Origin of the sequence: Corynebacterium sp. HMSC069E04, from assembly GCF_001813175.1 — a bacterium.
Lineage (GTDB): Bacteria > Actinomycetota > Actinomycetes > Mycobacteriales > Mycobacteriaceae > Corynebacterium > Corynebacterium aurimucosum.
In genome coordinates, this window is the sequence record NZ_KV811636.1 from 49093 (window position 1) to 66809 (window position 17717).

At 63.0% G+C, this 17717-nt stretch carries 18 protein-coding genes; 15 read left to right on the forward strand and 3 right to left on the reverse strand.

Annotation, left to right across the window (positions count from 1 at the left end; translation table 11 throughout):
• The first annotated feature begins 71 nt into the window (after positions 1-71).
• From glmS to groL, 11 genes are all read left to right on the forward strand, one after another.
• Entirely contained in the window at positions 72-1943 is a 1872-nt protein-coding gene (glmS, locus tag HMPREF2896_RS02805) for a glutamine--fructose-6-phosphate transaminase (isomerizing) (RefSeq protein WP_070710840.1), read from the forward strand.
• A gap of 31 nt (positions 1944-1974) precedes the next feature.
• Positions 1975-3072: an alanine racemase gene (gene alr / locus HMPREF2896_RS02810; protein WP_210388732.1), complete on the forward strand. Its 1098-nt coding sequence runs from the start codon at positions 1975-1977 to the stop codon at positions 3070-3072.
• Positions 3062-3526, forward strand: coding sequence for a tRNA (adenosine(37)-N6)-threonylcarbamoyltransferase complex ATPase subunit type 1 TsaE (tsaE, locus tag HMPREF2896_RS02815; protein WP_070717528.1), 465 nt, complete (start codon positions 3062-3064; stop codon positions 3524-3526). Before alr ends, tsaE begins: the two co-directional genes overlap by 11 nt.
• A 1-nt stretch (position 3527) precedes the next feature.
• Positions 3528-5120, forward strand: a complete 1593-nt coding sequence (locus HMPREF2896_RS02820; protein WP_070717530.1) for an aspartate:alanine exchanger family transporter — start codon at positions 3528-3530, stop codon at positions 5118-5120.
• Positions 5121-5191: 71 nt separating this feature from the next.
• Positions 5192-5761 (forward strand): hypothetical protein, encoded by a 570-nt coding sequence (locus HMPREF2896_RS02825; RefSeq protein WP_070717533.1) that lies wholly within the window; start codon positions 5192-5194, stop codon positions 5759-5761.
• Positions 5761-6453, forward strand: coding sequence for a tRNA (adenosine(37)-N6)-threonylcarbamoyltransferase complex dimerization subunit type 1 TsaB (tsaB, locus tag HMPREF2896_RS02830; protein ID WP_070717536.1), 693 nt, complete (start codon positions 5761-5763; stop codon positions 6451-6453). Before HMPREF2896_RS02825 ends, tsaB begins: the two co-directional genes overlap by 1 nt.
• On the forward strand, positions 6450-6944 hold the full coding sequence (rimI, locus tag HMPREF2896_RS02835) for a ribosomal protein S18-alanine N-acetyltransferase (protein ID WP_070644423.1): 495 nt from the start codon (positions 6450-6452) through the stop codon (positions 6942-6944). The genes tsaB and rimI overlap by 4 nt, the downstream gene beginning before the upstream one ends.
• Entirely contained in the window at positions 6938-7990 is a 1053-nt protein-coding gene (tsaD, locus tag HMPREF2896_RS02840) for a tRNA (adenosine(37)-N6)-threonylcarbamoyltransferase complex transferase subunit TsaD (RefSeq protein ID WP_070717540.1), read from the forward strand. Before rimI ends, tsaD begins: the two co-directional genes overlap by 7 nt.
• 167 nt (positions 7991-8157) lie before the next feature.
• On the forward strand, positions 8158-8586 hold the full coding sequence (locus HMPREF2896_RS02845; protein WP_070644421.1) for a hypothetical protein: 429 nt from the start codon (positions 8158-8160) through the stop codon (positions 8584-8586).
• 493 nt (positions 8587-9079) lie between these two features.
• Positions 9080-9379: a co-chaperone GroES gene (gene groES / locus HMPREF2896_RS02850; RefSeq protein ID WP_167595557.1), complete on the forward strand. Its 300-nt coding sequence runs from the start codon at positions 9080-9082 to the stop codon at positions 9377-9379.
• Between the two features lie 18 nt (positions 9380-9397).
• Positions 9398-11014 carry a chaperonin GroEL gene (gene groL / locus HMPREF2896_RS02855; protein ID WP_070717542.1) on the forward strand — a complete coding sequence of 539 codons (1617 nt, stop codon included), beginning with the start codon at positions 9398-9400 and terminating at the stop codon, positions 11012-11014.
• Between the two features lie 149 nt (positions 11015-11163).
• Here groL and HMPREF2896_RS02860 read toward each other — a convergent pair whose 3' ends face one another.
• Positions 11164-11490 carry a hypothetical protein gene (locus HMPREF2896_RS02860; protein ID WP_070717544.1) on the reverse strand — a complete coding sequence of 109 codons (327 nt, stop codon included), beginning with the start codon at positions 11488-11490 and terminating at the stop codon, positions 11164-11166.
• A gap of 532 nt (positions 11491-12022) precedes the next feature.
• Positions 12023-12322, reverse strand: a complete 300-nt coding sequence (locus HMPREF2896_RS02865; protein ID WP_070446497.1) for a WhiB family transcriptional regulator — start codon at positions 12320-12322, stop codon at positions 12023-12025.
• A 394-nt stretch (positions 12323-12716) separates the two neighbouring features.
• Between HMPREF2896_RS02865 and HMPREF2896_RS02870 the strand changes: the two genes are divergently transcribed.
• Entirely contained in the window at positions 12717-13334 is a 618-nt protein-coding gene (locus tag HMPREF2896_RS02870; protein ID WP_070446495.1) for a sigma-70 family RNA polymerase sigma factor, read from the forward strand.
• A gap of 105 nt (positions 13335-13439) precedes the next feature.
• Positions 13440-14270, forward strand: a complete 831-nt coding sequence (locus HMPREF2896_RS02875; RefSeq protein WP_070717547.1) for a hypothetical protein — start codon at positions 13440-13442, stop codon at positions 14268-14270.
• A 78-nt stretch (positions 14271-14348) separates the two neighbouring features.
• Here HMPREF2896_RS02875 and HMPREF2896_RS02880 read toward each other — a convergent pair whose 3' ends face one another.
• Positions 14349-14723 (reverse strand): DUF5319 domain-containing protein, encoded by a 375-nt coding sequence (locus HMPREF2896_RS02880; RefSeq protein ID WP_010189463.1) that lies wholly within the window; start codon positions 14721-14723, stop codon positions 14349-14351.
• A gap of 148 nt (positions 14724-14871) precedes the next feature.
• On the opposite strand from HMPREF2896_RS02880, the gene guaB reads away from it, so the two are divergent.
• Positions 14872-16386, forward strand: coding sequence for an IMP dehydrogenase (guaB, locus tag HMPREF2896_RS02885; RefSeq protein WP_070446490.1), 1515 nt, complete (start codon positions 14872-14874; stop codon positions 16384-16386).
• A gap of 9 nt (positions 16387-16395) precedes the next feature.
• A complete protein-coding gene (locus HMPREF2896_RS02890; protein ID WP_070446489.1) occupies positions 16396-17592 on the forward strand; it encodes a GuaB3 family IMP dehydrogenase-related protein in 1197 nt (398 codons plus the stop codon).
• The last annotated feature ends 125 nt before the right edge of the window (positions 17593-17717 follow it).

Below are 17717 nucleotides of genomic sequence, written 5' to 3' on the forward strand. Positions count from 1 at the left end.
GGCAGTGGGGGGAGAATTAAACGCGATCCTTGAGATTCGGCATGATAAATCATGCTGTAAAATTTTTTCCCATGTGTGGAATCGTTGGATACATTGGCCGAAATACCGATGGCCGTGAGTACTTTGCGTTAGACGTTGTGCTGGAGGGCCTGCGCCGACTGGAGTATCGCGGCTATGACTCAGCAGGCGTCGCAATGTACGCCGATGGTGAGATCGGCTGGCGCAAGAAGGCCGGAAAGGTCGCTGCGCTGGAAGCCGAAATCGCTGCGCGTCCACTGAAGGATTCCGTCCTGGGCATCGGCCACACCCGCTGGGCTACTCACGGTGGCCCGACCGATCTGAACGCCCACCCGCACGTGGTGGATGGCGGCAAGCTCGCCGTCGTGCACAACGGCATCATCGAGAACTTTGCTGAGCTTAAAAGCGAGCTGGAGGGCAAGGGACATAACTTCGTCTCCGAGACCGACACCGAGGTAGCCGCCACCCTTCTGGCAGATGTGTTCCACAACGAAGCCAGCGGTGACCTCACCAAGGCTATGCAGCTGACCGGCAAGCGTCTGGAAGGTGCGTTCACCCTCTTGGCTATTCACGCCGAGCAGGCGGATCGCATCGTGGCTGCGCGCCGCGATTCGCCGCTGGTCATCGGCCTGGGTGAGGGGGAGAACTTCCTGGGTTCGGACGTCTCCGGCTTCATCGACTACACCAAGTCTGCCGTGGAGATGGACAACGACCAGGTCGTGACCATCACCGCGGATGACATCGAAATCACCGACTATGAGGGCAACCCCGCCCAGGGCAAGCCTTTCGAGATCAAGTGGGATGCCGCTGCTGCTGAAAAGGGCGGCTTTAACTCCTTCATGGAGAAGGAAATCCACGACCAGCCAGCAGCCGTGCGCGATACCCTGCTGGGCCGCCTCGATGAGACCGGCAACCTGATCCTCGATGAGATCCGCATCGAGGAATCGGTGCTCAAGTCCATCGACAAGATCATCGTCATCGCCTGCGGCACCGCCGCCTACGCCGGCCACGTCGCGCGCTACGCCATCGAGCACTGGTGCCGCATCCCGTGCGAGGTGGAGCTGGCCCATGAGTTCCGCTACCGCGATCCGATCGTCAACGAGAAGACCCTGGTCGTGGCCCTGTCCCAGTCGGGCGAGACCATGGATACCCTCATGGCCGTGCGCCACGCCCGCCAGCAGGGCGCCAAGGTGATTGCCATCTGCAACACCCAGGGTTCCTCCATTCCGCGCGAGTCCGACGCCGCCCTCTACACCCACGCCGGCCCGGAGATCGCCGTGGCCTCCACCAAGGCCTTCCTGGCGCAGATCACCGCGACCTACCTGCTGGGCCTCTACCTGGCGCGCCTGCGCGGCAACATGTTCTCCGATGAGGTCAACTCGGTCCTCGAAGACCTGCGTGGCATGCCGGAAAAGGTCCAGGCAATCATCGACAACGAGCAGCAGGTCTACGACCTAGCCAACGCTATGGAGAACGCCAAGTCGGTGCTCTTCCTGGGCCGCCACGTCGGCTTCCCCGTCGCGCTGGAGGGCGCGCTCAAGCTCAAGGAGATTGCCTACCTGCACGCGGAGGGCTTCGCCGCCGGTGAGCTCAAGCACGGCCCCATCGCGCTCATCGAGGAAGGGCAGCCGGTCTTCGTCATCGTGCCTTCCCCGCGTGGCCGCGATTCCCTGCATGCCAAGGTTGTCTCCAATATCCAGGAGATCCGCGCCCGTGGTGCTATCACCATCGTCATCGCGGAAGAGGGCGACGAGGCAGTCGAGGCCTACGCCAACCACATCATCCGCATCCCGCAGGCGCCGACGCTGATGCAGCCGCTGCTGGCTACCGTTCCGCTGCAGATTTTCGCCTGCGGTGTAGCCACCGCCAAGGGCTATGACGTGGACCAGCCGCGCAATCTGGCGAAGTCCGTGACCGTCGAATAGCGCTGAGCCCTCAAGTGGCACAATGGTGGGTATGTTAAAAACCACCGTTGACCTCAACGCTATTGCCCACAATGTTGCTCGCGTGAAGGAGGCGGTGGCTCCGGCCCGCCTCATGTGCGTGGTCAAGGCGGATGCCTATGGCCACGGCATCGAGCGCTGCGCACCGGTCATGGCGAAGGCTGGGGCAGACGCCTTCGGGGTGGCCACCTTGGCCGAGGCTGTCGCACTGCGGAAGGTCATTGACACCCTCCCCATCGCTGCTTGGCTGTGGGAGCCAACAGAGGACATCGCCCCGGCCCTCGCCGCTGGTATCCAGATCGGTATCCCTTCGCTGGCGCACGCCCAAGCACTCATTGCTGCTGAGACTCCCACCGAAGTCTTCGTGATGGTGGAGACGGGGATGCACCGATCGGGCGTCGACAAGCATGCGTGGGAGGAGACCTTCCGCCTGCTTGCCGACGCCCCCCACATCACCGTCCTCGGCCTCATGTCCCACTTCGCCTGCGCTGATGAGCCGGCGCACCCGCACAATGATCATCAGGAATCTGAGTTCCGCCAGGCCCTAACGCTTGCCCGTGAGGTGGGGCTGGAGTGCCCGCTGAACCACCTGGCTAACTCGCCCGCGGCCTTGACTCGCCCCTCGGCGCGTTTTGAACAGGTGCGCGTCGGTGTGGCCCTGTATGGGCTCGAACCGGTCGCCGGGCGCGACCATGGGCTGGAACCCGCCATGACGTGGGAGGCTTCCGTCGTCGCAGTGAAGCCGATTTCGGCGGGGGAGTCCACGTGTTATGGCCTGACCTGGACCGCGGATAGCGACCGCGAGCTCGCCACCGTCAGCGTGGGCTATGCCGATGGCCTACCGCGCGCCTTTCAGGGGGCGCTGCAGGTAGGTATTGGCGGCGAGCTCTACCCGCAGGTGGGGCGGGTCTGCATGGACCAGATCGTCGTCGACCTCGGCGCGAGCCCTCACGGCGTGCGCGCCGGAGACACTGCCGTTATCTTCGGGCGCGGCGGTATGAGCGCTACAGAATTGGCCGAGACAGCCGGGACCATCAACTATGAAGTGGTGTGCCGCCCCACCGGGCGCACCGAGCGTACATACCGCGAAGGAGCTAGCGATGCGCAGTGATTTTCCACACGAAGGACGCCGTGAGGCCGCCACGCCAGAGGATGCCCAGGCATTTGGTGAAGAGCTAGGCGCGGCGCTGGAAGCAGGAGACCTAGTTATCCTCGACGGCCCCTTAGGTGCCGGGAAAACCACCTTTACGCAGGGCATTGCCCGCGGGATGCAGGTGAAGGGGCGGGTGACCTCACCGACCTTCGTCATCGCCCGCGAGCACCCTCCCCGCGTGGGCGGGCCGACGTTGGTGCACGTGGATGCCTACCGCCTGCTCGATCATTCGGATGATCCGTTGGGGGAGCTGGACAGTCTAGACTTGGACACCGAAATAGAGGACGCCGTGGTCGTTGCCGAGTGGGGTGGGGGCTTCATGGAGCGCCTGTCTGATGCGTACCTCGCTATCACAATTAACCGCGACTCGGACGATGATGTCCGCGTATTTACATGGAAATGGGTGAATTAACGTGCTGGCTTTTCTTGCTGAACAGCCCTTGCTGACGCTCTTTCTCATCATGGCGGTGGGACTGGCCGTGGGCAAGATCAATGTCTTCGGCATCTCGCTCGGCGCCGCGGCTGCGATGTTCGTGGCCTTGGGCTTGTCCGCAGCGAACCCGGACATCGTGGTCCCGGCGTTCGTGTACCAATTTGGCCTGGCCATCTTCGTTTACGTCATCGGCCTGAACTTCGGCCGTAGCTTCTTCGAAGATTTCCGCCGGCGCGGCTGGAAGATGTCCATGGTGGTCATCGTCTTCTTCTTCATTCTGGCGGGGCTGACAACCCTGGCGATGCGCCTCTTTGATCTGGACCCCGCGATCAGCGTGGGTACCCTTGCAGGTTCGCTGAGCTCGACGCCGGGTATGGCAGCGGTCGTCGAGGCGCTGGGCGGCGATAGCACCCCGGTGGTGGGTTATTCGCTGGCCTACCCAGGCTGCATTATCGGCACCATTCTGGTGGCCGCCATTGGTGCGAAAGTCCTGCGTGTGAACCACGTTGAGGACGCCCGCGCCGAGGGCATGATTGCGGAGCCACTGGAGTGGCGGGCGGTGCGCCTGACCCGCGACTTTGACGCAACGGTAGGTCAGCTGCAGGAGGTGACTGGCGAGCGCGTCATCGCTACCCGCCACGTCAACAATCCCCACAACCACAACCTGGCCTACCCGGAGCTGCCGCTGCGCGCCGGCATGGAGCTTTTGCTCAACGGCACGGCCCCAGCGCTGGATAGCGCGATTTCCCAATTGGGTGAGGAGATCCACCTCAACCTCCACGAGGAAGATGGCCTGGTCTACCGCCGCCTGACCGTGTCCAGCCCACGTGTTGCGGGCTATCAGCTCAAGGACTTGGACACTGTGAAGGAAGGCTTCCTCATCGCGCGCGTGCGCCGCGGTGACTCGGACGTTGTACCGAACGAGGAAACCGTCCTGCATTACTCGGACCGCGTGCGCGTTATCACCGCGCCGGGCAGGCTTGACGACGTCCGCCGTTTCCTCGGCGACTCCGAAGCCAAACTCGGCAACGTTGATCTCTTCCCCTTTGCCCTCGGTCTCTTCATTGGTCTGCTCTTCGGCGCTATCCCGATTCCGTTGCCGGGTGGCACGACGCTCTCCTTCGGCTTCGGTGGCGGCCCCATCGTCGTCGGCCTCATCCTGGGCGCGCTGGGCCGCTCGGGCCCGATTAACTGGCAGCTTCCTTTCCACGCCAAGCAGACAATCTCCACGCTGGGCTTGACCTTGTTCTTGGCGGGCGTGGGTACGTCGGCAGGCGGCCAGTTCCGTGATGCGCTGTCGGATCCGACCTCCCTGAAGTACATCGGTGTGGGCATGGTGCTGTCGCTGGTCTCCGCCATCGGCATCGTCGCGGTATCCATGCTGGTGCTGCGCCTGAAGTTTGATGAGTCGATGGGCATCGCCGCGGGTATGACCACGAACCCGGCGATCATGGCCTACCTCAACCCCCAGACCGGTACTCAGCTGGCAGAGCGCGGCTATGCCACCGTGTATCCCACGACGATGATCGGCAAGATTCTCATGTGCCAGGTCTTGGCCTTGATTATTGTTTGATAGTCGTCGCGTAGGATATCCCCGTACTGTTTATTCCCGCTATCCCCGCGTGAGGAGCTAACACCACCTTTATGAACAAGCTTGGTCAATTCATCACCACTGTCGTTATCGGCGGCTTCGCCGTATTCCTTGCCGCGCTCATCGTGCTGCCGATGGTCCGGACGGCGGACGCGGAGTCGAAGGAGCCCTCAACCGTTGCTCAGTCCCTGAGCGCCTACCCGAAGAATCTGGACTTCGCTATGTTCATCCCGCAGGATGTGTACGGCCCAGAGTGGAGTGCGGCCGCAGCCGTCTGCCCGGGTATCACCGAAGAGCAGCTCAAGGAGCGCGGAGTGGAGACGGGAAACCTGAATATCGACTTCGTCGATGGGGCTGTGCCTGATGACGTGAACTACATGCTGCTGGTCTCGCAGTACAACGAATTCAAGGCGGAGAAGCTGCCGCGCGCGAAGGTGGACCTCTGTGATGGTTTCCTGCAGCAGCTGAAGACACCGGAAGCTGCTAGCCAGAATATCCCGCCGCTGTTGCCGTTCCAGCAGGGACAGCCGCTGCAGTTTATGCGCGATACCCCGGAATACGTGGAGAAATTGGGGAAGAACAACCCTGACTACGTTGAGACCGACTGGCACCTCGCAGGCTAATGAAGGTTCTCGCACTCGATACCGCCACCACGGATCTGGTCACGGGCATCGTTGACACCGACACCGGGGAGAGCATCGACCGTGTTATCAGCGGTACGCGCGCCCACAACGAGAAGCTCATCCCTACTATCGAAGAGCTGCTTGCCGACGCCTCCCTGACCTACCCAGATCTCTCCGCCATCGTCGTGGGCATGGGGCCCGGGCCGTTTACCGGTCTGCGCGTAGGCATGGCTACCGCTTCCGCCCTGGGAGTGGCCCTTGATCTGCCGGTCCATGGTGTGTGCACTCTGGATGCCATCGCGCACGGGCGCACGGGGGAGTGGCTGGTGGCCATCGACGCCCGCCGCAAAGAGGTCTACTGGGCCACCTTTGCCGATGGGGAGCGTCGCAGCGGCCCAAACGTATCGAAGCCGGAAACCCTTGATCTGAGCGCCGCCGGACTCGCGAGCCCGGAAAGCGTGCGCCTAGTGTTCCCCGAGTCTATTGCCCCGCGTTTGCCGGAGGGCATCGCTGACCTTCCCCGTGAGTGGGCTACCCCGCGCGCAGCGGGTTTGGTTGCCTGCGCCGATCTGTCCGCTGAACCTGAGCCGCTTGTCCCGCTCTACCTTCGCCGTCCCGATGCCGTGGAACCACAGGCCAAGCCGCGCTCGGCTGCCTTGGTCGGCGGCATCGAGGACACAGCGGCATCATGAGGCTGCGGCCATTAGCGTCCGCGGACGCGCCGCGCTGTGCCGAGTTAGAGAAGGTCCTTTTCCCCGGCGAAAGCCCATGGCCGGCGCGAGCCTTCGAGCAGGAAATCGCGGCGGGCCACACCACGTACTGGGCGGTTGACGCAAGCGTCAACCGCGTGGGCCACAACGACAACCACGCGGAAGTTCTCGGCTACGCCGGCGTGGGCCGCATGGGCCCCGCTGCTTGGCCGGAGTACGAAATCCGCACCATCGGCGTCGACCCCGCGGCCCAACGGCAGGGCATCGCGCGGCTGATGATGGACGCCATCGTCGAACGTGCAGATTCCCACGACGCGCCCATCTTCCTCGAAGTGCGCGTAGGCAACGATCCGGCCATCCGCCTCTACGAGGCCTATGATTTTGTCATCAACGGCCTGCGCCGCAATTACTATCAACCCTCCGGTGCGGACGCCCACACCATGTATCGACCACGAAAGAGTGAAAGATGTTAATCCTCGGCATCGAGTCCTCCTGCGACGAAACCGGCGTGGGCATCATCGAGCTGTTTGATAACGGCCACATGGAGATCCGCGCCGACGTCGTCGCCTCCTCCATGGAGCAGCACGCGCGCTTCGGCGGCGTGGTTCCGGAGATTGCCTCCCGCGCCCACCTCGAGGCCATGCCACAGGTGATGAAGGCGGCGTTGGAGGAAGCGGGCGTCAAGAAGCCAGATGCGGTGGCCGCCACCGTGGGCCCGGGCCTAGCCGGCGCGCTCCTCGTCGGAGCGTCGGCAGCCAAGGCTTTTGCTTCCGCGTGGGGCGTGCCCTTCTACGGCGTCAACCACCTCGGCGGTCACGTCGCGGTGGCGAACCTGGAGGGCGAGGAGCTGCCGCATTCGGTGGCACTGCTCGTCTCCGGCGGCCACACGCAGCTGCTCGAGGTTGAGGCCGTGGGCAAACCCATGAAGGAGTTGGGCACCACGCTTGACGACGCCGCCGGCGAAGCCTACGACAAAGTCTCCCGTCTGCTGGGCTTGGGGTATCCGGGAGGGCCGATCATCGATAAGCTGGCTGCCCAAGGAAAGCCCACCATCGACCTGCCGCGGGGTTTGTCCAAGGCTGAGGACCTGCGCGGGCCCAACCGCCACAACTTCTCCTTCTCAGGGCTCAAGACTGCGGTGGCGCGCCACGTGGAAAAAGCCGAGCGCGAGGGCACGACGGTCCAGGTTGAGGATCTCTGCGCCTCCTTCCAGGAAGCGGTGGCAGATGTGCTGACTGCCAAAGCTGTGCGCGCCTGCCAGGACACAGGCGCTAAGGTGCTGCTGCTCGGCGGCGGAGTGGCAGCGAATTCGCGGCTGCGCGCACTGGCGGCAAAGCGCTGCGAGTCTGCGGGCATTGAGTTGCGTGTGCCGCGCTTCAAGCTATGCACCGACAACGGCGTGATGATTGCGGCGGTGGCCGCCCAGCTCATTCACGAAGGCGCCGAGCCTTCCGGCCTGGCATGCGGGACGGATACGCAGCTTGAGGTGGAAGTCCCCCTCGTCGCCGCTGCGCGCTAGAAGATTCGTACCACGCTCTGTGTCGTCGAGATTGAGGACGCCGGTCACGGCCGCGCTCTAGCGGAGGCGTACTTGGGGGTGCGCTCTAGCGGATGCGCAACCCCCAGGGTGCCGGTAGTGTGATGACCGATAATCGTCCGGCTCACACACAAGGAGCTCACACCGTTATGACCACTGGATTCCTCGTTAACCCTGATCTGTCCCGCCGCATCATCGAGTTTGAGCTCGAACAGGCAAATCAATTCCTCGGTGGTACCACCGAGGATCGCGTTTCCGTGGCCTTCCAGGATGATGGCCAGACCTACGCGGCGTTGTTTAACCCGAACGCGAAGGCTGACGACGCCGACCCGAACCCGGTGGCCTCCTTGGCCCGCAACGCTGCGGCTACCGGCAACTCCGCTTTCTTGCAGGACCCAATCCGCTCCATCTGCGGACCGGTCATCTTTGTCGCTGCCGACGGTGACGATAAGAACATCGACGAAGTCGTCGAAGCCGTGGAGCACGGCATCCGCGCGGTGAAGAACTACCGCGAGGACAACCCGGAGGAGTACAACCTCTGGCGTGCGGCCGTCATCAACTCTGATAGGCAGGTCTAGATCTGACAGGCAGCCCCTAAACCCGCAGGCTGCCTCAATCCTGCAGGACGCCCCTAAACCCGCAGGCTGGCTTAGATTCGGCAAGAAGACTGTGCGCGCGCTCGCGCACCCGTCAAGTACTCAAGGACGCGACGGCCCGAATGGGCCCGAGCGTCTTTTGTAGTTTTGGATCTCACAAGATTCCAGGCAGCGGCGGGAATCGTGATAACTCTCGCGCGCGTGAGAGCATCATCCTGGCGGGGCGCCGCGGTAGGGCGGCGTGGTGGGAAGACCGGCCTGCTTGCAGGAGACATTTCTCGTGCTTGAAGTGGCGTTCGCGGAGGGCGAACGGGTTAGCGGCCCACAACGTTGAGGGCTAGCAGTCGCGCGGGTAGAGTGCTAGGCAGGTTGTTTTGACCCACAGTTGTTCACCCGCGACGACGGCTGTGCTGGGCTACCCACAACCGGCACACGCACGTCCACGTGGACGTGCACTAGGAACACTTTGGAGGAAATCATCATGGCAAACATCAAGCCGCTGGAGGACAAGGTCCTCGTCCAGATCGTTGAAGCTGAGACCACCACCGCGTCCGGTCTGGTTATCCCGGACTCCGCGAAGGAGAAGCCGCAGGAGGCCACCGTCGTAGCCGTCGGCCCGGGCCGCACCAACGACAAGGGCGAGGTTGTCCCGGTCGGCGTCAACGAGGGCGACACCGTCATCTTCTCCAAGTACGGCGGCACCGAGCTGAAGTACGACGGCCAGGAGTACCTCCTGCTGTCCGCTCGCGACCTGCTCGCTGTCATCGAGAAGTAAAAGTAGGCGATTAACCCTATGCCAAAGCTGATTGCATTTGACCAGGAGGCCCGCGAGGGCATCCAGCGCGGTGTAGACACGCTGGCCGACGCCGTCAAGGTCACCCTCGGCCCCCGCGGCCGCAACGTCGTGCTGTCTAAGGCTTTTGGTGGCCCGACCGTCACGAATGACGGCGTCACCATCGCCCGCGACATTGATCTCGACGATCCTTTTGAGAACCTCGGCGTCCAGCTGGTGAAGTCCGTGGCCGTTAAGACCAACGACATCGCCGGTGACGGTACCACCACCGCGACCTTGCTGGCCCAGGCACTCGTCTTCGAGGGCCTGCGCAACGTTGCCGCCGGTGCTAACCCGGTGGAGCTCAACAAGGGCATCGAGGCGGCCGCTGAAAAGGTCGTCGAGGAGCTCAAGAAGCGCGCCACCCCGGTGAACTCCTCCGCGGAAATCTCCCAGGTTGCTACCGTGTCCTCCCGCGATGCGGAGGTCGGCGAGATGGTTGCCGGCGCGATGGACAAGGTGGGCAAGGACGGCGTCGTGACCGTCGAGGAGTCCCAAACCATCGAGTCCACCGTGGACGTGACCGAGGGCATTTCCTTCGACAAGGGCTACCTCTCCCCGTACTTTGCGACGGAGGAGGAGACCTACAACGCCGTGCTTGACGACGCCGCAATTCTCCTCGTCCGCAACAAGATCTCCTCCCTGCCGGACTTCCTGCCGCTGCTGGAGAAGATCGCGGAGTCCTCGCGCCCGACGCTGATCATCGCTGAGGACATCGAGGGCGAGCCGCTGCAGGCGCTCGTCGTGAACTCCATCCGTAAGGTCCTCAAGGTCGCCGCCGTGAAGTCGCCGTACTTCGGCGAGCGTCGTAAGGGCTTCATGGATGACCTGGCTGTTGTCACCGGTGCTACGGTCGTCGACCCGGAGGTCGGCATCAACCTCAAGGAGGTTGGCCCTGAGGTTCTCGGTTCTGCACGTCGCGTCACCGTGTCTAAGGAGGACACCGTGATTGTGGATGGTGCAGGTACTGCTGAGGCCGTCGAGGAGCGCCGCGAGCAGATCCGGCGCGAGATCGAGCGCACCGATTCCACCTGGGATAAGGAGAAGCTCGAGGAGCGCCTGGCCAAGCTGTCTGGCGGTGTTGCCGTCATCCGCGTTGGTGCCGCTACCGAGACCGAGGTCAATGAGCGCAAGCTGCGCGTCGAGGATGCCATCAACGCCGCCCGCGCGGCCGTTGAAGAAGGCGTTATCGCCGGCGGCGGCTCCGCACTGGTTCAGATCTCCCAGGAGCTCAAGGCCTTTGCCGAGGGCTTCGAGGGCGAGGCCAAGATTGGCGTGCAGGCTGTGGCCCGTGCGCTGACCCGCCCGGCCTACTGGATCGCTGAGAACGCCGGCCTGGATGGTTCCGTCGTCGTCGCCCGCGTTGCCGAGCAGGCCAACGGTGAAGGCTTCAACGCCGCCACCCTGGAGTACGGCAACCTGCTGGAGCAGGGCATCATCGACCCGGTAAAGGTCACCCACTCCGCCGTGGTTAACGCCGCCTCCGTGGCCCGCATGGTGCTCACCACCGAGGCTTCCGTCGTGGAGAAGCCCGCTGAGGAAGAGCCGGCTCAGGCTGGACACGCGCACGCGCACTAAACGTGCACGCGGGAAACCTACGTTTCCCGCGTCGCCACAAGGGTTCCCGCAGGGAGCGGTAGCTCCCCGCGTGGCCATAAGGAAGGCCCGCCGCCCGCATCCATCGCGGGGAGGCGGGCCTTTGCCGTGGGGCGGGAATCTCTGCCCCGTTATGAGACTGTGGAGCCGTAGAACAAGAATTCATCACCGCCACCGGCACCCGCGAAAACAACCTCAAGAACGTGGATGTGCGCATCCCCAAGCGCAAGCTCACCGTTGTCACCGGCGTGTCCGGATCCGGCAAGACCTCGCTGGTCTTCGACACCATCGCTGCCGAATCGCAGCGGCTCATCAACGAAACCTACCCGGGCTTCATGCAAGCTCCACCGCGCCCCGACGTGGACCGCTTGGAAGGGTTGACCGCCGCCATCGTCGTAGGCCAGGAACCCAGGGCGGCCTCTGCGCGCTCCACCTTCGGCACCGCCACCGACAATCACCGGGCACCTGCGCGTGCTTTTCCCCGCCTAGCAGAATCCCGCGCGGGCGAGCCCGCAGCTTATTCCCTCAACGATGGCTCCATCATGTACCCCGGCATGAAGGTGGACTCGTGGATGTGGCGCGCCTACGCCGAGTCCGGGCTGTATTCGGCCGACGTGCCGGTCCAAGACTTCACCGAGGAGCAAAAACGCAACCTGTATGAGACCGAGACCAAGGTCAAGGTCGGCGGCGTCAGCATGAGTTACATGAGGCTGGTCACGCGGCTCAAGACGAACGTGTTGAGCAAACCCGTGGAGTCCCTACAGAAGCATATTCGTGCCTTTGTCGAGCGCGCAGTGGTCTTTGTAGGTTGCCCCAGAGTGTCAGGGTACGTGCTTGGCGCAGAACGCGCGCGAGTTCCTCGACAAGGACACGTTGACCGCCCGCTACCTAGCGCAGGTGCTGTAGAACTGGCGGCTTCTACCGGCCTCCAATTGCCGGCTGCTGAATATCAGCGCAGCCTGCTTAACGCCATGGCTGGGGGAGGGCGGACTAGGCGCCGACGGTCGCGTGGGTGCGGCGCGAGCGCAAGGCAACGACGCGCTCGGATTCGCTCATGCCGCCCCACACGCCATAGGGCTCGCCGGATGCGAGGGCGTGTTCGCGGCACAATTCGATGACTGGGCAGGTGTGGCAAATAGCCTTGGCGCGGTTTTCGCGCTGGGCGCGGGCGCGACCGCGCTCGCCGTCTGGGTGGTAGAACACGTCAGAGTTTTCCCCACGGCAAGCGCCGTGTAGCTGCCAATCCCAGAAGTCCGTATTGGGCCCGGGGAGCAGGAAAGGCTGAGACACGTTCGATTCTCCTTATTCGTCAAAGATAGAGTTTCCAAGCGCGAGGCGTGCTGTAAGCGCGACTCAACACGGGAGATGGTCCCGTGAGCGCTAGGGCGAAGTAAGACGAGATAGAAGTGTGTCTTCCCTTGGTAAACGGCGCGTTAAGCATTGCTGACATGCAGGTGTAACGAGCCGAAATTCCTCACGTTTACCCAGTATGACCTGCATTTAAGGTTAAGATGAACGATGAATGAACTTTTTATCACAGCTCAAAAGCCGGGGAATGGACCCGTCGTTTCGGGTTTCGCCAAATGGTTATGACATGATGTTCATGCAGAATATGTAGTAATGAATTAAACGAATTCATTCAGAAAAGACTTTAGGCAGAAGAGCACAAAGCAGAAGAGCAAGGATGGCAGTGGCTACACATGCTACAGGCGCAGGCGGCTCCTCCACAGCGGCGAAGCGCGACAGCGATAAGGAACTAGCGGACCTCGTTCCGCTAGCCGTCGACGGTAGCCGCCGTGCCCTGCAGCGCATCATGCGCATCATTCACCCGCAGGTCCTGCGCTATTGCCGCGCACGCATTGGCGGTCACCGCCAGCCCACGGCGGAGGATGTGGCACAAGAGATCTGCTTGGCGGTGGCGACGTCGATTGGCACGTACAAGGACAAGGGCCGCCCGTTTATGGCCTATGTGTATGGCATCGCTGCCCACAAGGTGACCGACGCTCACCGGGCCCTCAGCCGCGACCACACCCACCCGACGGAAGACCTTCCGGAAGACGCCGCTCAGGACGCTACCCCCGAAGAATCCGCCCTTGAAGTAGACGGTAGTAACAGAGTGCGGGCAATGCTCGATACGTTAAGTGACAAGGCCCGGGACATTATCATCTTGCGTGTGTTCGTGGGGCTGTCGGCAGAGGAGACTGCGGAAATTGTGGAGTCTACCCCTGGCGCAGTCCGCGTGGCGCAACATCGTGCACTTGCGCAATTGCGCAAATCCCTCGATTCGCACGAGACGTCGTGAACCAGCAGTGTGAACCAGTAGTTGGGCTAGCCCAGAGCTAGCAGTGAGCCATCGGTACTTGGCACCGACAAATTAAAATTTTACTAATAAGGAAGGGAGGACATCATGGCAAAAAAGGACCAGCCTCAGCAGGGTGTCGCTGAGCAGCTGCAGCCTTTGGTCGATGATGATGCATTCCTCACCACTCTCTCCGAAGGAACGGATCCCTCCGATGGCGGTGATGAGTTGGCGGGTCTTCTGCTGGAGCTGCGCGGGGACGTCGAAAAGCAGATGCCCCCGGCCCCCCTCATCGAAGGCGCGGAGGAGGAGCCGGAGGTTATTTCCCTCGGCGCGGCACGTCGCCGTCGGAGCAAGCCATTCATGCACGGCCTCATTGGAGCGGCCGCAGCTACGCTGCTCATTGCAGGTACCGGAGCTGTGGTGGTCAACGCCGGACCGGGTTCCCCGCTGTATGGCGTGAACCAGTCGCTCTTCGGCGCAGACGAGCACGATGTGTCTGTGGTCGAGCTCGCCGGAACACTCGATGAAATGGAGAGGCGTTCCGCTGAGGGCGATATGGACGGCACCCGTCAGCTGCTTGAAGAAGCCCGGAAGATGGTGGATCAGGCCAAGCGGGAACGCGAGGCGGAGTCCCCGAGTACGACGAAACAACAGCCCCGCACCACGGTGACGCAGACGCAGACGGTGGAGAATCCCGCCCCTGTAGAGGAGCAGAAGCCACCGGAGCCGGAGACCGTCACGCAGACCGAGACTGCGGTCTCTACCGTCGTGGTGACACGTACGGTATCGGCAGGTAACCCACTGGAGCCGCCGACGCAGAACCAGCCGGAGCCAAGTCAGCCGGGTGGTGGAGAGCAGGCGACGCCACCGCAGAATGACAACTCGGATGGCGCTGGGGATAACGGTCAGCTCCCGCCGCCGCAGTTCCAGCAATAAAACCACAAAGAACCTCTTTCCTCCCACACCAGGAGGAAAGAGGTTCTTGTCGTTGAGCTGCGCGGTACTTCAGCCGCGCTAGTAGCGCGAATCCATACCGTCGAGGTAACCCACCGCATAATCCCACGGAACATAGCGCATCGGATCCGGCTCGGCACCCGGCTCGTGCACGGGGGCGAGCTGGCCTGCCAGCGTAGCCTGCATGTTGGAGGCCATAATGTCCCACTCGTAGAAGTGGTTTTCTTCGCAGTCCTCGCAGAAAAAGAAGATGCCGTCGATGCCGCGCGGGCTCAAAACACGCGCAAACTCTTGGACCATGGCCAGATCATGAATGACAGCGAGACGGTCCTCCTCAGACAGCGGCTCGACGTGCTCATCCTCCTCGAGGAAGGAAGCTGGGTCGTTCGGGTCGTCCGCGAAGGGATCGCGGGGCATGTTGGCGAAAAAGTTCACGTCTGCGAGCCTATTGACTCCGTGCGCGCAAGGCAATTCCCTATAGAGACTTTTTCTATACCCACGGCTACCACTACGGGGCGTCCACGCACTACAGTGAGGGCTACCGCATACAACTATCTGGTCAGTTTAGGAGAGCCCCACCCTCATGAGCCACGTCCACACCGGCGGAGACAACCCCGACAAGATTGCACTCTACGGCCTTACTTTTGATGATGTTCTGCTGCTTCCCGCAGAATCCAACGTCGTTCCCTCCGAGGTGGATACCTCGGCGCAGTTCACCCGCAACATTCGCCTCGGCGTGCCTCTGGCTTCCGCCGCGATGGATACGGTGACCGAGGCCCGCATGGCCATCGGCATGGCGCGTCAGGGCGGCATCGGCGTCCTGCACCGCAACCTTTCCGCAGAGGAGCAGGCTCAGCAAGTAGAGATTGTGAAGCGCTCCGAGTCCGGCATGGTCACCGACCCGGTCACGGCCACCCCGGACATGACTATCGACGAGGTGGACACGCTGTGCGCGCGGTACCGGATTTCGGGCCTGCCGGTCGTCGATAAGCAAGGCACCCTCGTGGGCATCTGCACTAACCGTGACATGCGCTTCGAGCCGGATTTCTCCCGCAAGGTTTCCGAGATCATGACCCCGATGCCGCTAGTCGTGGCCAAGGAAGGCGTCAGCAAGGAAGAGGCGCTGGAGCTGCTGTCCGCCAACAAGGTGGAGAAGCTGCCCATCGTTGATGATGAGAACAAGCTCGTCGGCCTCATTACCGTCAAGGACTTTGTCAAGACCGAGCAATTCCCCAACGCCTCCAAGGATGCTTCCGGGCGCCTTCTCGTGGCGGCGGGCATCGGTACCGGTGAGGAGTCCTACCAGCGCGCAGGCCAGCTTGTCGACGCCGGCGTAGACGTCCTCGTCGTCGACTCCGCCCACGCCCACAACAACCGCGTGCTGGAGATGGTCTCCCGCGTGCAGAAGGATTTTGGTGACCGCATTGACGTCATCGGTGGCAACCTGGCCACCCGTGCTGCTGCACGCGACATGATTGAGGCCGGCGCCGACGCCATCAAGGTCGGCATCGGACCGGGTTCCATTTGCACCACGCGCGTTGTGGCGGGTGTAGGTGCCCCGCAGATCACCGCCATCATGGAGGCCGCCGCCGTGGCAGGTCCGGCGGGTGTGCCGGTTATTGGTGACGGCGGCATGCAGTACTCCGGTGACGTCGCCAAGGCCCTGGCGGCCGGCGCCGATGCCGTCATGCTGGGCTCCATGCTGGCCGGTACCACGGAGGCACCGGGTGACATCGTTGTGGTCCAGGGCAAGCAGTACAAGCGTTACCGCGGAATGGGTTCCATGGGTGCCATGCAGGGCCGCGGCCTGACGGGCGAGAAGCGCTCCTACTCCAAGGACCGCTACTTCCAGGCCGACGTCAAGAGTGAGGACAAGCTGGTGCCAGAAGGCGTGGAGGGACGCGTGCCTTTCCGCGGTGATATTGATGCCATCGTTCACCAGATCGTGGGCGGCCTGCGCGCTTCCATGGGCTACACCGGCTCCGCTAACCTGGCTGAGCTCAAGACCAAGCAGTTTGTCCAGATCACCGCTGCGGGCCTTAAGGAGTCTCACCCGCACCACCTTCAGCAGATCGTCGAAGCTCCGAACTACCGCTAAGGACTAAGAATGCGCGATTACGTAGAAATCGGCGTGGGCCGCGAGGCCCGCCGCACCTATGACTTGAACCAGATTTCCCTGGTGCCGACTCGCCGCACCCGTTCCTCCAAGGACGTGGACACCTCATGGCACATCGATGCCTACACCTTCGACGTGCCGTTCGTTTCGGCGCCGACTGATGCGCTGGCCACACCCGAATTTGTTATCGAGATGGGCAAACAGGGCGGTCTAGGCGTCATCAATGCCGAAGGCCTGTGGGGCCGTCACGAGGATTTGGAAGGCGCGATTGCCCGCGTGACGGAGAACTTCGGCGACCTGTCCACGCTGCAGGAGCTGCACGCAGCACCCCTGAATGAGGAGTTGCTGGCAGAGCGCATCGCGCAGGTGCGCGATTCCGGCGTGACCGTGGCCGTGCGCGTCTCCCCGCAGCACGCCCGCGAGCTGGCGCCCGTGGTTATTAAGGCCGGCGCGGAGTTGCTGTTCATCCACGGCACTTTGATTTCCGCCGAGCACGTGCAGACTGGCGGCGAGCCGCTCAACTTGAAGGAGTTCATCGGCTCGCTGGATACCCCGGTGGTGGCTGGTGGCGTGGCGGATTACACCACGGCGCTGCACCTCATGCGCGCGGGCGCTGCGGGCATCATCGTCGGCGCCGGTGTGAACACCAACCCGGAGACCGTAGGTATTGATATCCCCATGGCGACGACCATCGCGGATGTTGCGGCCGCACGCCGCGACTACCTGGATGAGACCGAGGGCCGCTACGTGCACGTGCTTGCCGACGGCGACATCTTCACCTCCGCAGACATCGCCAAGGCCATTGCCTGTGGCGCTGATGGGGTCGTGCTCGGGCCAGTCCTGGCTCGCGCGGCGGAGGCTGGTGGCAAGGGCTGGTACTGGCCGTCCACGGCCGGCCACCCGCGTTTCCCGCGCGGCCTCATTGAGCCGATTGGCGTGGCCAATTCCCTCCTGGGCACCGGCACTTTTGGCGCCGATGTTTCGGGCACCGACGTTTCTGGCAACGCAACTTCTGGCGCCGCCGAGGATGCCTCAGCGGGTGCGCCTTCCTTGGAGGTCGTGCTCCATGGCCCGTCCAACGAGCCGCTGGGTGAGCTCAACTTGGTCGGTGGACTCAAGCGCGCCATGGCAAAGTGCGGCTACACGGATTTGAAGTCCTTCCAGAAGGTTGGTCTGGCCGTCCGTTAGTGCTGCGGACGCAGCTGTGCGCAGGCGCGGCTGCCCGTACGCGCGGCCACCGGCGGGAGCGGCTGCCTGTAGGTGCGGCTACCCGTCGGGGCAGCCTGTGAAGTCTCGAGACATCGTTCCGGTCG

Excerpts from the sequence above, each read along its gene's own strand:
- glmS (WP_070710840.1), top strand. The coding sequence starts at position 72 with ATGTGTGGAATCGTTGGATACATTGGCCGAAATACCGATGGCCGTGAG.
- alr (WP_210388732.1), top strand. The coding sequence starts at position 1,975 with ATGTTAAAAACCACCGTTGACCTCAACGCTATTGCCCACAATGTTGCT.
- tsaE (WP_070717528.1), top strand. The coding sequence starts at position 3,062 with ATGCGCAGTGATTTTCCACACGAAGGACGCCGTGAGGCCGCCACGCCA.
- HMPREF2896_RS02825 (WP_070717533.1), top strand. The coding sequence starts at position 5,192 with ATGAACAAGCTTGGTCAATTCATCACCACTGTCGTTATCGGCGGCTTC.
- tsaB (WP_070717536.1), top strand. The coding sequence starts at position 5,761 with ATGAAGGTTCTCGCACTCGATACCGCCACCACGGATCTGGTCACGGGC.
- rimI (WP_070644423.1), top strand. The coding sequence starts at position 6,450 with ATGAGGCTGCGGCCATTAGCGTCCGCGGACGCGCCGCGCTGTGCCGAG.
- tsaD (WP_070717540.1), top strand. The coding sequence starts at position 6,938 with ATGTTAATCCTCGGCATCGAGTCCTCCTGCGACGAAACCGGCGTGGGC.
- HMPREF2896_RS02845 (WP_070644421.1), top strand. The coding sequence starts at position 8,158 with ATGACCACTGGATTCCTCGTTAACCCTGATCTGTCCCGCCGCATCATC.
- groL (WP_070717542.1), top strand. The coding sequence starts at position 9,398 with ATGCCAAAGCTGATTGCATTTGACCAGGAGGCCCGCGAGGGCATCCAG.
- HMPREF2896_RS02870 (WP_070446495.1), top strand. The coding sequence starts at position 12,717 with ATGGCAGTGGCTACACATGCTACAGGCGCAGGCGGCTCCTCCACAGCG.
- HMPREF2896_RS02875 (WP_070717547.1), top strand. The coding sequence starts at position 13,440 with ATGGCAAAAAAGGACCAGCCTCAGCAGGGTGTCGCTGAGCAGCTGCAG.
- guaB (WP_070446490.1), top strand. The coding sequence starts at position 14,872 with ATGAGCCACGTCCACACCGGCGGAGACAACCCCGACAAGATTGCACTC.
- HMPREF2896_RS02890 (WP_070446489.1), top strand. The coding sequence starts at position 16,396 with ATGCGCGATTACGTAGAAATCGGCGTGGGCCGCGAGGCCCGCCGCACC.